Origin of the sequence: Bradyrhizobium sp. DOA1, from assembly GCF_001593325.1 — a bacterium.
In the GTDB taxonomy this organism is placed as follows: domain Bacteria; phylum Pseudomonadota; class Alphaproteobacteria; order Rhizobiales; family Xanthobacteraceae; genus Bradyrhizobium.
Genome location: NZ_JXJM01000001.1, coordinates 4,227,367 through 4,239,990, shown reverse-complemented (window position 1 = coordinate 4,239,990; position 12,624 = coordinate 4,227,367). Strand labels below are relative to the sequence as shown.

Below are 12,624 nucleotides of genomic sequence, written 5' to 3'. Positions count from 1 at the left end.
ACAAGACATGATCGATATCGGCTTCATCGGACTTGGCACCATGGGACGGCCGATGGCCGGCCACCTCCTGGCTGCGGGTTATCGCGTTCTCCTGCATGACGTCGCGCCGGTTGCGCCCGAACTGATTGCGGCCGGCGGCATCGCCTGTAAATCGGCCAAGGAAGTTGCGGAGGAAGCGGATGCCGTCATCATCATGGTGCCGGATACGCCACATGTGGAAGCGGTGCTGTTCGGCAAGGACGGTGTCGCGAGCGGTATCTCAAAAGGCAAGATCGTCGTCGACATGAGCTCGATTTCGCCGCTGGCGACCAAGGAGTTCGCGAAGAAGATCGAGGCGCTGGGCGCCGACTATCTCGATGCGCCGGTGTCGGGCGGAGAGGTCGGCGCGAAAGCCGCGAGCCTCACCATCATGGTCGGCGGGCCCGAGCGTGCCTTCGGCACCATGAAGCCGGTCTTCGACAAGATGGGCAAGAACGTCACGCATGTCGGCGCCAATGGCGACGGTCAGACGACGAAGGTCGCCAACCAGATCATCGTCGCCCTGACGATCGAGGCCGTGAGCGAAGCGCTGTTGTTTGCGTCGAAGGCCGGCGCGAACCCTGCGCTGGTGCGCAAGGCGCTCATGGGCGGCTTCGCCTCGTCGCGGATTCTCGAAGTCCATGGCGAGCGCATGGTGAAGCGCAATTTCGATCCGGGCTTTCGCATCGAGCTGCACCAGAAGGATCTCAACCTTGCGCTGGAAGGTGCCCGCGCACTCGGCCTTTCGCTGCCGAGCACCGCGGTCGCGCAGCAATTGTTCTCGTCCTGCACCGCGCATGGCGGCAAGGCCTGGGATCATTCCGCAATGCTGCGTGCGCTGGAACTGATGGCAGGGCACGAGATCGCCGCGGTCTGATCTGTTACCGCGTAACAGTCTCTGGGATTGGCGCGCCTTTGGCCGCGGGGAACCGGAACAATGCTCCGGTCCCGCGGTTGAAGGCGCATGACAATCACTGGAGACTTACGGTCATGAAAACCCGTCTTGCGATTTCGTTGGCTGCCGCCTCGCTGCTGGCGTCGAGCGCAGCCTTTGCCCAGTCGACGACCGAACAGGGCGCCAGGGACGGCGCGCGCGCAGGTGGCGACATCGGCGGCCCGGTCGGCGCGATGGTTGGCGGCACCGTCGGTGCGGCCGTTGGCGCTGGTCTCGAGATTCCGAACGCGATTCTCGGCGGAATCCCGCGCAGCGAGTCGGTTGTCGTGGAGGAGCGCGTCGTGGTCGGCGAGCCCCTGCCTCCGACCGTGGTGCTGCGCCCGGTGCCGAACTATACCGAGTATCGGTATGCGGTCGTGAACGACCGCCGCGTGATCGTCGAGCCGCGCACGCGCCGCGTGGTCAAGATCATCGACTGATCTGCTGGCGTGAATGCTGAGAAGATGGGCCCTGCGGCGTTACTCCGCGGGGCCTTCGCTCGTCAGGGCCGGATTGGCGCGAAGCCGCGTTAGGGCCCAATCGGCGGCGGCTGCGAGCGCAAAGCCGAAGCAGGCAGTGAGGGCGTCCACAAGAAAATCCTGCAGCCGCGCATGGCGCCCGGGTGCCCAAAATTGCATCAACTCGAGCGCGCCGATCAGGATGACCGCGACGGCCATGGTCGCCAGGCGACGGCGCGGGTAGGCAAGGCCGAAAGCCAACCCCACCAGGATGAAGGCAAGCGCATGTTCGCCGTCCTGGCCGAGATCGGAATGCGGCCGCAGGCCGGGAGGACCGAGAGTGGCGAAGGTGACGGCGGCCGCGAGGAGCCAGGCAAATGAACGAACCAAAATGGACATCCGGTTCGCTTAGCACAGATTTGCAACGGGCCGAAATGGCCCATGATCGAATCGCCGTGTAGTTAATGATGAAATGTTAAAGTGGCTCGCGCACGCCGAGGCCGTGCATGAAGCGTTCCCGGATCTGCACGGGATCGCGGCGGGTGGTGCCGATGCCCGGCTTGTCGTCGATCCGTACGGCGATCAGGTGGGGCTCGGAGGCACCCATCGCAGCCTCGATCAGCCGCTCGAAATCCTCCTCGTCCGCAGCCCAGGCACTGTTGGCGAGACCCGAGCCGAGAGCGATAGCGACGATGTCGGCGACACCAGCTGCCGGCGTCGGCTGCGCGCCGGTAATTTGGTAGATTCCGTTGTCCATCACGATCATCGTGAGGTTCTTCGGCTTCAGGGCCGCGATCGTCGAGAGCGCACCAAGCTGCATCAGGAGCGAGCCGTCGCCTTCGAGCGCGAAGACGTGGCGGTCGGGCTGCGCCAGCGCCACGCCGAGCGCGATCGGGAAAGCGAGCCCCATGCTGCCCAGCATGTAGAAATTCTGCGGGCGGTGGCCGGCGGCCCAGAGATCGAAATTGGTGTTGCCGATGCCGCCGATCACGGCTTCCTCGTCTCCGAGCTTCGCGATCAGGCGCGAGGTGACGTCGAAGCGGTTCATCACCTTGGTGTTGCGATGTTCCATGGCCAAACTCACTTGTCGAACACCTTGCCGCCCGTGAGCAGCGGGTTGAGGATCAGGGCCACTGGCGCCTGCGTGGTGACGGCCTGCTTGATCGAGCGGTCGGCGATGAATTCGAGCTCGTCGAGCCGGGTGATGGTGTGATGCTCCAGCGCCAGCGAATCCAGCACCGGACGCATGGTGCGGCAGACCAGCGACTGGCCGTAGTTGAACTCGCCGAGCGTGCCGCGCTCGGAGACGAACATGATCAGCGGAATCTGGTAGGGCACCGCGAGCGAGGCCAGCACGTTGGCGAGCGTCGCAAAGCCTGACGTCTGCATTAACACCGCGCCGCGCCGGCCGCCCATCCAGGCTCCCGAAACGATGCCGACCGCTTCCTCCTCGCGGGCGGTGGCAAAGGTGGTGAAGAAGGGATCGGCGTGCAGGTTCTTGATCAGCAGCGTCAGCACGCGATCAGGGACGTAGGGGATGAGGCTGATCTCGTTCCGCTTCAGGGTTTGCAGGACGATGCCGTGCCAGCTGCTTTCGCCGGCCTCCTGTGCAGCCTGGGGCGAGGTCTTCTGCTCCGCAATCCCCATTGCGTTCTCCCTTGAGCCGCGCATGCTTCTTGGTATCTGGCCGCCGCGGCAGTCCGCCGAACTTGACGCAGGCAGTGGGATTGTCAACATGTCCTGGCCGGCACCGTGATCTGCGCTGAACGGCCTGCCGTGGCCGGCGCCGCCATGTCATAAAGGCGGTAACGATAAAAGCGGGAGGAAGCAGAGGCGCGCGCACCGCCGACCTTGCCGATCTCCCTCGCGAGCGAGCCGGAAGGGTCCTGATGTCGGTCAATAGCAAGCGCGTGTTCTACGTCAAATATCTGGCCAATCCGATCTACATCGACATCCTCAAGGCGCGGCCCGATGTCCGGCTCGATCGCATCGAGAACGAAAGCCCCGAAGATTTCTATGCGCCCATCCTCAGCGCAGCCCATGTCTACCAGGTCGGCGCGGCCCGCGACGAACTGGCGCCGCATTTCCATGTCGATGCCGCCTTCCTGAAGCGCACACCGAATTTGCTGCTCGTCTCCAGCAATGGCGCCGGCTTCGACCCCGTTGACGTCGAGGCCTGCACGGACGCCGGCGTCGTGGTCGTCAACCAGTCCGGCGGCAACGCCCATTCGGTGGCCGAGCATGCGCTGGCGATGATGCTGACGCTGTCAAAGCGCATCATCCAGTCCGACCGCCGCCTGCGCCGCGAGCGCGACGTCAACCGCAACGAGCTCGTCGGCAACGAGGTCGAACACAAGACCGTCGGCATCATCGGGCTCGGCAATGTCGGCCGGCGCATCGCCGCGTTGTGCAAGGGCCTGCTCGGCATGAAGGTGCTGGCCTATGATCCCTATCTGTCGGCCGAGGTCATGGCCGAGCGGGGCGGGGAGAAGGTCGAGCTCGACGAATTGCTGCGCCGGTCCGATTTCGTCTCGATCTCCTGTCCGCTCAACAAGGGCAGCCGCAACATGATCAGCGTGCGCGAATTCGGGCTGATGCAGCCGCATGCCTATTTCGTCACCACGGCGCGCGGCTTCATCCATGATGAGGACGCGCTGCTTCAGGCCTTGCGCGACAAGCGCATTGCGGGTGCCGGCCTCGACGTCTGGTCCAAGGAGCCGCCGCCGCCGGAGCATCCGCTGCTCCAGCTCGACAACGTGCTGGCGAGTCCCCATACCGCCGGGGTGACGATCGAGGCGCGTCAGAACATGGGTCGCATCGCCGCCGAGCAGGTGCTGGAGACGCTCGACGGCAAGCGCCCGCCGCGCATCATCAATCCCGAAGTCTGGCCGCACTATGCAGAACGCTTCAAGCAGGCGTTCGGCGTGACGCCGGGGTAGGAGCTCGCGCCAAGCGTCCGGAATGACCGCCGGAAAGCTGCGCCGACCTTGATCCGCGTCAAAAACTCCCTCCCGCATCTGGCCTAAATGGGATTAGAGTGCCGCCGGGGCAGCAGGGAGGTCCCATGTCTACTTATGTCGTCAGGTTCATGAAAGACGTGCTCGGCCAGTACGGCCGGCACATCGAGGTGTGCCAGGGCACGCTCGAAATCGACGCCTGCGATGAGGACGAAGCCAAAGAGCGGGCCAAGGCGAAGTTTTGCAAGGATCAAGCCTTGCATCACTGGTCGCTGCATGCCGACCGCATCCAGGTCAGACCAGCTGACTTTCCATCGTAAGGCGTTATCGGCCGGGCGCCGTGACAGGCGGGGGCGCCGTCGTCCCCGCGCCGAGCGATCGTTGCACCATCACGGTATCGGACCAACGGCCGTGGCGATAGGCGACACCGCAGAGCAGCCCGGCGCGCGCGAAGCCGAACTTCTCGTGCAGCGCCAGCGAGGGCGCGTTGTCGGCATCGATATAGCCGATCATCTGGCGAAAGCCGGCCGCCGCGCAGGCATCGATCAGGTCCTGGAGCAAAAGCCGCCCGACTCCGCGGCCGAGATGCTCGTGATGAACATAGATCGAGTGTTTCGCCGTGTAGCGATAGGCCGGCCGCTTGCGGAATTGCACCGCATAGGCATAGCCCACGACCTCGCCGCGAAAGGTCGCGACCAGATGCGGCAGGCGGGTCTGCTTCAGGTTCTTGCGCCGGTCGCGCAGATCGTCCGGCTCGGGTGCGCCGGTTCCCTCGACGTCGCGCGGCACACCATTGCGGACGTGATGGCGGTAGATCGCCAGCATCGCCTCGACGTCGCCCTCGCGTGAGGGCCGCACCAAAACCCGTTCGTCACTCGCGCGCGCGGCTGCTTCGTTCATCGGCACCTACTCGGCAACGACGTAAGTATAGAGCCCGATGCGGCCGTTCGCATCGATCTCCTTGTAGACGCCCTGGATTTCCACATCGAAGCCCGGAAACGTGTTGAAGCAGGTCTCGAACATCTTGAGGTAATCGATCATGGGCTTGGCTCGTTCCGTCAGCCGCTCGCCGGGCACGATGGTGGCGATGCCGGGCGGATAGACCACGAACGGCGTGGTGGCGATGCGGCCCGCGATCGCCTCGATCGGCAGATAGTCGACGTCGTTGCGGAACAGATAGCGCGCGGCATCGCGCGGCGACATCGCGATCTCAGGCATGTGCTCGGGCATGAACTGCCGGGCCTGAAGCGCGCTGACGTCTGCGGCACGGAAGAAGCGGTGCATCTCGCCGCAGAGGTCGCGCAGCCGCGCGCCGGCGTAGCGCGCCTGCCGCCGCAGGTAGAACTCGGGGATGACGTCGGCCAGCAGCGCATTGTCGTCGTGCAGCTTCTTGAACGCGACAAGACCCGAGATCAGTGTGCCGGCCTTGCTCGCCTCGACGCCGGGCGTGAGCAGGAAGAGCATGGAGTTGAGATCGTTCTTCTCGGGAACGATGCGGTTTTCGCGTAAGTATTGCGCGACGACCGGCGCGGGGATGCCATGCTCGGCATAGGCGCCGGTGGTGCGGTCGAAGCCGGGCGTGAGCAGGGTCAGCTTGTTCGGGTCGGTCATGGCAAAGCCCTCAGTGAGGCCGGGGAAGCTATGCCAGGTGCCGTCGGGGGAGAGCTGCCACAGCGCGGGATTGGTGGCGAGCTCGTCGGTGGAGAGGGTCTCCCAGGCGACGTTGTGAGCGGCCCCGGGGCGGCCGACGTCGGGAATGGCGACGCGATCCGGCACGAATGGCTCGAAAAACCAGCGCCGCTCCGGATTTTGCTCCTTCTCCTCGAACTCCCGGCGCATCGCCCGCATCTTCTTGCGCAACTCGATGCCGAGCCGGATTGTGTCGTCCCACAGCACCTCGCCAGAGCGGCCCTTCATCATCTGCGCCCCGACATCCAATGACGCGAAGAGTGGATAGAACGGCGACGTGGAAGCGTGCTGCATGAAGCTCTCGTTGAAACGGCGATGCTCGACGCGCCGCTTCTGGCCGCGGATGTGACGATCCTTGATGTGGATCTGGGAGGCCTGCGAGAAGCTCGCGAGTTGCTTGTGCGTCGATTGGGTCGCGATGATGCCGGGCGCCTCCGGTGGAAGATTGGCCAGGCTCATGGCGAAGCGGCCGGCATAGAGCGGGTGGAATTTCATGAAGCCGGCCCAGGCCTCGTCGAACAGGATGTACTCGCAGAGATGGCCGATGCGCTTGAGGATCATCTCGGCGCTGTGGATCGTGCCGTCATAGGTGCATTGCTCGACGACGGCGACGCGGAATGGCCGTTCCTTGCGCCAAGCGTCCCTGTCCGTGACAAGCGGGTGATTGCGGATCGCCTCGCGCAAGCTCTTCTCGTCGAGCAAGTCCCAGCGCATCGGACCGATGAGGCCCCAGGCGTTGCGGATGGTCGGCACGTAGATCGGGATACCACCATTGATCATCAGCGCGCCGTGATGGGCGGCCTTGTGGTTGTTGCGGTCGAACAGCACGAGATCGCCGTCGGTGACGAGTGCGCCGAGCGCGACCTTGTTCGAGGTCGAAGTGCCGTTGAGCACGAAGTAGGTCTTTTCCGCACCAAAGATTTGCGCGGCCTCCTTCTGCGCTCTCAGCGCCGGGCCTTCATGGGTGAGGAGATCGCCGAGATCGAGCACGGAATTGTCGAGGTCGTCGCGGAACACGGACTCGCCGAGGTGTTCGACGAAGACGCGGCCGATCGGGCTGCGGTTGTAGAACACGCCGCCATTGTGACCAGGACAAGTCCAGAGCTGGTTGCCTTCCTCGGCATAATCGACCAGCGCGCCGAAGAACGGCGTCTTCAGCGTCTCGGCATATTGCTTCAGCCGGCTGATCAGGTTCTTGGCGATGAAGGTCGGGGTCTCCTCGGAGAGGAAGACGTAGCCGTCGATGAAATCAAGCACTTCGACCGGCAGATCCTCGAATCTTTTGCGGCGGATCAACAGGATGATCGGGAAATCGAGTCCACGACGCCGCATCAGATTGATCAGCGCCGAGGTTTTGCCTTCCAGGCCCTTCTTGCCCCAATCCACCACCATGCAGCCGATCGCGGCATCAGTCTGCACCGCCATCTCGGCATCCTCCAGCTTGCGGGCCCGGACCACCTCGAAGCCGGAGCGCTGGATCTCCTCGATAATCTGGTTGAAGCGGACGCCTTCGAGATCGTCGGCGTCGAACACAGGTGCGGCGAACAGGAAGTTGAAGCGCTTGAAGTAGTCCATGTCGGATCCCGAATGTGGCGGAGATACCAGCTCTCTGCACATTCGATGACAGTTGGATGACAGGAGCCGAGCGTTGCTAGAAGTTCGAAGGCTGGTGGCCTCAATCGAGCAGCTTGTCCAGCGTGATCGGGAAACGCCGAATACGCTTGCCGGTGGCATGATAGACCGCGTTCGCAATCGCCGCGGGCACGCCAACGATGCCGATTTCGCCGAGACCCTTGACGCCCAACCTGTTGATGTGGTCGTCGGGTTCGTCGACGAAAATCACGTCGATGTCGTGGACGTCGGCGTTCACGGGGATGTGGTATTCGGCGATATTCGCGTTCATGATGCGGCCGAAGCGGTGGTCCATCAACGTCTCCTCGTGCAGCGCCATCCCGATTCCCCAGACCACGCCGCCCATGATCTGACTGCGGCCGGTCTTGGTGTTCAGGATGCGCCCGGCCGCGATCGCGCTCACAACTCGCGTGACGCGGATGACGCCGAGCTCTTCATCCACCTTGACCTCGGCGAAGACGGCAGAATGCGTGTTGCGCGCGTGCGACTTGTCCTCGGCGAACTCGTTCAGCTTCTCCTTCTCGATCCGTTCGACCTGGCCATGACGCATCGCATCGGCGATCGAAACGGCGCGGCTCCTGTCGGCGGCCTTGGCGACCGTGCCTTCGAGGAGAATGATGTCTGGCGCATCGACGCCGGCGAGCGGCGAGGCAGGCATCGCCTTGGCGTATCGCGCGAGCTCGCGGCGAATCTCCTCGGCTGCGCCGAGCACGGCGTGCGCGCTCGAGGCGGCCATCCATGAGCCGCCTTCCACGGGTGCCTGCGGCAGGGTCGAGTCCGCGAGCTTGACGCTGATGTTCTCGATCGGCAGGCCGAGGGCATCGGCCGCGACCTGCGCCACGATGGTATAAGTGCCGGTGCCGATATCGGACGCGGCGCAGGAGACTTCGGCATGGCCGTTGGCCGTCAGCACGATGCGGACGGCGACCGGCATCTGCAGCGCCTCCCAAACGCCCGTTGCCATGCCCCAGCCGACGAGTTCCTTGCCGTCGCGCATCGAGCGGAGTGCGGGATTGCGGCGGCTCCAGCCGAAAGCTTCCGCGCCGCGGGCGTAACATTCGCGCAACTGCTTGCTGGTGTAGGGCAGGTCTCCGGTCTGGTCGCGATCCGAGTAGCACCTCAGACGCAGCTCGATCGGGTCGAGCTTGAGCGCGACGGCCAGTTCGTCCATGGCGCATTCGAGCGCGCAGACGCCCGTTGCGGCTCCCGGCGCGCGCATGTCGCAGGGGGTCGCGACGTCGAGGCCGACCAGCTTGTGGGAATGGTGGCTGTTGGGGCTCTTGTAGAGCTGCTCGGCCCAGCCGGTGTCGTTGCGCGAGAAATCCTCGTAGCGGGAGGTCACGGCAATCGCTTCATGAGTGACCGCATCTAGCGTGCCATCCGGCTTGGCCCCGAGCGCGACGCGCTCGATGGTCATGGGACGAAAGCCGAGGCCGTACATCTGCTGTCGCGTCAGCACGACGCGGACAGATCGCTTCAGTGCGAGAGCGGCAAGCGTTGCCAGCACTACCTGGTGCTGCGGCCGCAAGCCGGAGCCGAAGGCGCCGCCGACATAGGGCGAGATCACGCGGATGTCGTCCGGCTTCTTGCCGAAAACGCTGCAAAGAAACTTCTGCACGTTCTGAACGCCCTGCGTCTTGTCGTAGACCGTGAGCCTACCGCCGCCGTCCCAGACCGCCGTCGTCGCATAGAGCTCCATCGGATTGTGATGCTCGCTGGGAATGACGTAGTCCGCCTCGTGGCGAACGGCCGCCCGCGCTAGCGCTGTTGTCGCGTCACCACGCGGCTTGTGCGGCTGATCCACTTTGGCGGCCTTGCCGCGTTCGGATTCGAGATCGGTCGCAAACGGCTCCTGCTCATATTCGACGTGAACGCGGGTTGCGGCGAACTTGGCGGTCTCCCAATCCTCGGCGACGACGAGTGCGATGGGCTGGCCGTTGAACTTGATCCTGTCGTCGTACAGCGGGCGGAAAGGCGAGCCCTTCTCCGGCGCCACCTCGTCCTTCCAGGCTTCGTCCTTGTCGGCGAGAGGCGGGCGATGCGCATGGGTGAGCACGTCGACTACGCGCTTCACCTTCAGCGCCTCGCTGGTATCCAGTCGAGCGATGCGCCCGCGCGGAATGGTGGCTTCGACCACGAAGCCATGAAGGAGGCCGTCTGTTGCGAATTCGCCGGCATATTTGGCGGCTCCGGTGACCTTGGCCCGGCCGTCGACGCGCGACGTTGGTGTTCCGACATAGGCGTTCATCGGACCCTCATGCGATCTTCTTGTGAGCTTGTGATTGCGGCGTTGCGCTCGTGGCCTGCATCAGCGTACGCACGACGGCTCGGCGCGCCAGCTCGATCTTGAATCCATTGTGCGAACGAGCGGTTGCTCCCTGCAGCAGCAGGTCGGCAGCGCGCCCGAAATGATCCGGAGTTGCCGCCTGGCCCCGCAACGCCGCTTCGGCCTCGAGGCTTCGCCAGGGCTTGTGAGCCACGCCGCCGAGGGCAAGCCGCGCTTCGCTGATCGCGTTGCCCTCCAGTTCGAGCGCGGCCGCGACCGAGACCAGGGCGAAAGCGTAGGACAGCCGGTCGCGGATCTTCAGATAACTGTAGTTCCGGGCAAAGCTGTGCGGCGGCAGCTCGATTGCGGTGATGATCTCACCCCTGCCGAGAATCGTATCGAGATGAGGCTTGTCGTCCGGAAGCCGATGGAAATCCGTCAGAGCAACGGTGCGCGCACCAGTGAGTCCGGCGGTGTGCACGAGCGCACCGAGCGCGGCCAGCGCGACGCTCATGTCGGATGGATTGGTCGCGATGCAGGACTTGCTGGTGCCGAGGATGGCGTGGTTACGGTTGAGGCCGTCGAGCGCTGAGCAGCCTGTGCCGGGACTTCGCTTGTTGCACGGCGTCGTGGTGTCATAGAAATAGGCGCAGCGTGTTCGCTGCATCAGATTGCCGCCGACCGATGCCATGTTGCGCAGTTGCGCGGAGGCGCCGGCCAGGATCGCGCTGGCGAGCAGGGGATAGCGCTGTTCGATCAGCGGATGGTAGGCGAGGTCCGAATTCGGCACCAGGGCGCCGATGCGCAGGCCGCCGTCGGCGGTCTCCTCGATCTCGCGAAGCGGCAAGCGAGAAATGTCGATCAGCCGGGAGGGCCGTTCGACATTCTCCTTCATGAGGTCGATCAGGTTGGTGCCGCCGGCAATCAGCTTCGCGCCGGGATCGGCGGCGAGCAGGCGAATGGCGTCAGCAACGTCGCTCGCGCGGGAATATTGGAAGTTGTTCATGATCGGCTCATTGCCTGCTCGATTGCCGCCACGATGTTCGGGTAGGCGCCGCAGCGGCAGAGATTTCCGCTCATGAGCTCCCGGATCTCGTCTGCATCCTTGGCACGGCCTTCGGCCAGGAGGCCCGCGGCAGAGCAGATCTGCCCCGGCGTGCAATAGCCGCACTGGAAGGCGTCGTGATCGATGAAGGCCTGTTGCAGCGGGTGAAGCGCGCCATCCTTGGCGAGGCCTTCGATGGTCGTGATCTCGGCGCCATCCTTCATGACCGCGAGCGTCAGGCAGGAATTGACGCGCCGACCGTCGACGAGCACGGTGCAGGCGCCGCATTGGCCGTGATCGCAGCCTTTCTTGGTGCCCGTCAGCGCAAGATGATCGCGCAATGCGTCCAGCAGTGTGGTCCAGGGTATGAGATCGAGCGTATGGCCAACGCCATTGATGACGAGATGAACCGGAATGCGTTCGAGAATGTCGTGCGCGACATCGCTCATGTCCTGCTCCCTGCGCCGGCGACCGAGCCGAGACGTCAGCCATGCTGACGCGGAGGCACGTCGCCTCCGCCCCGCCAAAGGCGTCCAACGGACAACCGGCTGCTTGGTTCCCTGCCGAATTATGGCGCCCGCGACACGGCGGTCAGCGTTTCGCCTCGCCGAACACCACGGTCGGCACGGCGCGGTTGACGATCTCGCGCAGCGCGAAGCTGGACTGCACCCGGGCGACGCGTGGCAGCCGCGACAACTCGGTGCGGTGGATGCGCTCGAAATCCTGGATGTCGCGGGCAAGCACGATCAGGATGTAGTCGTCGGTCCCCGACATCAGGAAACAGCGCACGACGGAGGGGCATTTCACCACCTCCGCCTCGAACGCCTTCAACGCGTCGTCGCTCTGGCTCTCCAGCGCGATGCGGACCAGCACCGTCGTCGTGAGGCCGAACTGCGCCAGATCGAGCGCGGCATGATAGGCCTGAATATAGCCGTCGTCTTCCAACGCCTTCTGCCGCCGCGCCATCGCCGTGCTCGACAGGCCGATCTTGTGGGCGAGTTCGGTGTGGCTCGCCCGCGCATTGGTCGTGAGTTCCGCAAGAATGGCGAGATCTTTCCGGTCGAGGGCCAAGGTGTTGTTTCCAGCGTTAAAGGGCATTTTCGCGCCGGAAACCGGCGCGGACCTTTCGAGCCTAGCGGATATTTGCACGAAACCAAACTACCGGCACCGCTACGATGATGAGCGGAATCAATGCTTTGGAGGAGGAGCTGAAGATGCGCGTCGGTGTTCCCAAAGAGATCAAGGTGCAAGAATATCGCGTCGGGCTCACTCCGGGCGCGGTCCGTGAATATGTCGCGGCCGGGCACCAAGTGATGGTCGAGACCGGCGCCGGCAGCGGCATCGGCGCCTCCGACGAGGTCTATCGGCGGGCAGGGGCCGCGATCGCCGAAAGCGCCCGGGACGTCTTCGCCAAGTCCGAGATGATCGTGAAGGTGAAGGAGCCGCAGAAAAGCGAATGGGCTCAACTGGGCGAAAACCAGATCCTGTTCACTTATCTCCATCTTGCGCCGGATCCGGAGCAGGCGAAGGGCCTGCTTGCCCCCGGGTGCACCGCGATCGCCTACGAGACCGTCACGGACGCGAGCGGTCACCTCCCGCTGCTCGCGCCGATGAGCGAAGTCGCC

Annotated in this window: 13 protein-coding genes and 1 pseudogene; 5 read left to right on the top strand and 9 right to left on the bottom strand. The window is 64.3% G+C overall.

Going from position 1 to position 12,624, the window contains the following annotated elements:
- Positions 1–7 precede the first annotated feature (7 nt).
- Positions 8–895: a 2-hydroxy-3-oxopropionate reductase gene (locus SE91_RS20005; protein WP_061848809.1), complete on the top strand. Its 888-nt coding sequence runs from the start codon at positions 8–10 to the stop codon at positions 893–895.
- A 113-nt stretch (positions 896–1,008) separates the two neighbouring features.
- Positions 1,009–1,392 carry a DUF1236 domain-containing protein gene (locus tag SE91_RS20000; protein WP_008554001.1) on the top strand — a complete coding sequence of 128 codons (384 nt, stop codon included), beginning with the start codon at positions 1,009–1,011 and terminating at the stop codon, positions 1,390–1,392.
- A 39-nt stretch (positions 1,393–1,431) separates the two neighbouring features.
- Here SE91_RS20000 and SE91_RS19995 read toward each other — a convergent pair whose 3' ends face one another.
- From SE91_RS19995 to SE91_RS19985, 3 genes are all read right to left on the bottom strand, one after another.
- Positions 1,432–1,809 (bottom strand): VanZ family protein, encoded by a 378-nt coding sequence (locus tag SE91_RS19995; RefSeq protein ID WP_061848808.1) that lies wholly within the window; start codon positions 1,807–1,809, stop codon positions 1,432–1,434.
- Between the two features lie 76 nt (positions 1,810–1,885).
- A complete protein-coding gene (locus SE91_RS19990) occupies positions 1,886–2,482 on the bottom strand; it encodes a thiamine pyrophosphate-dependent enzyme (protein WP_061848807.1) in 597 nt (198 codons plus the stop codon).
- Between the two features lie 8 nt (positions 2,483–2,490).
- Positions 2,491–3,057, bottom strand: a complete 567-nt coding sequence (locus SE91_RS19985; RefSeq protein WP_061848806.1) for a thiamine pyrophosphate-binding protein — start codon at positions 3,055–3,057, stop codon at positions 2,491–2,493.
- Positions 3,058–3,299: 242 nt separating this feature from the next.
- Here SE91_RS19985 and SE91_RS19980 point away from each other — a divergent pair, with 242 nt between their 5' ends.
- Together SE91_RS19980 and SE91_RS19975 are read left to right on the top strand one after the other, a co-directional pair.
- A complete protein-coding gene (locus SE91_RS19980) occupies positions 3,300–4,349 on the top strand; it encodes a hydroxyacid dehydrogenase (RefSeq protein WP_061848805.1) in 1,050 nt (349 codons plus the stop codon).
- Positions 4,350–4,474: 125 nt separating this feature from the next.
- Entirely contained in the window at positions 4,475–4,687 is a 213-nt protein-coding gene (locus tag SE91_RS19975; RefSeq protein WP_060735599.1) for a hypothetical protein, read from the top strand.
- Positions 4,688–4,691: 4 nt separating this feature from the next.
- On the opposite strand, the gene SE91_RS19970 is transcribed toward SE91_RS19975, so the two are convergent.
- The 6 genes from SE91_RS19970 to SE91_RS19945 all read right to left on the bottom strand — a co-directional run bounded on the left by SE91_RS19970 (position 4,692) and on the right by SE91_RS19945 (position 12,070).
- Entirely contained in the window at positions 4,692–5,267 is a 576-nt protein-coding gene (locus SE91_RS19970; protein WP_061848804.1) for a GNAT family N-acetyltransferase, read from the bottom strand.
- Between the two features lie 6 nt (positions 5,268–5,273).
- The gene (locus tag SE91_RS19965) at positions 5,274–7,631 is read right to left on the bottom strand and encodes an Orn/Lys/Arg family decarboxylase (protein WP_061848803.1); all 2,358 of its coding nucleotides are present in this window, start codon (positions 7,629–7,631) and stop codon (positions 5,274–5,276) included.
- Between the two features lie 100 nt (positions 7,632–7,731).
- Positions 7,732–9,936 (bottom strand): xanthine dehydrogenase family protein molybdopterin-binding subunit, encoded by a 2,205-nt coding sequence (locus SE91_RS19960; protein WP_061848802.1) that lies wholly within the window; start codon positions 9,934–9,936, stop codon positions 7,732–7,734.
- 7 nt (positions 9,937–9,943) lie between these two features.
- A complete protein-coding gene (locus SE91_RS19955; protein ID WP_061848801.1) occupies positions 9,944–10,960 on the bottom strand; it encodes an FAD binding domain-containing protein in 1,017 nt (338 codons plus the stop codon).
- Positions 10,957–11,448 carry a (2Fe-2S)-binding protein gene (locus SE91_RS19950; protein WP_061848800.1) on the bottom strand — a complete coding sequence of 164 codons (492 nt, stop codon included), beginning with the start codon at positions 11,446–11,448 and terminating at the stop codon, positions 10,957–10,959. The genes SE91_RS19955 and SE91_RS19950 overlap by 4 nt, the downstream gene beginning before the upstream one ends.
- Before the next feature lie 142 nt (positions 11,449–11,590).
- On the bottom strand, positions 11,591–12,070 hold the full coding sequence (locus SE91_RS19945) for an Lrp/AsnC family transcriptional regulator (RefSeq protein ID WP_060735602.1): 480 nt from the start codon (positions 12,068–12,070) through the stop codon (positions 11,591–11,593).
- Positions 12,071–12,213: 143 nt separating this feature from the next.
- Between SE91_RS19945 and SE91_RS19940 the strand changes: the two are divergent.
- Positions 12,214–12,624: pseudogene (locus tag SE91_RS19940) on the top strand (alanine dehydrogenase); the annotation flags it as partial.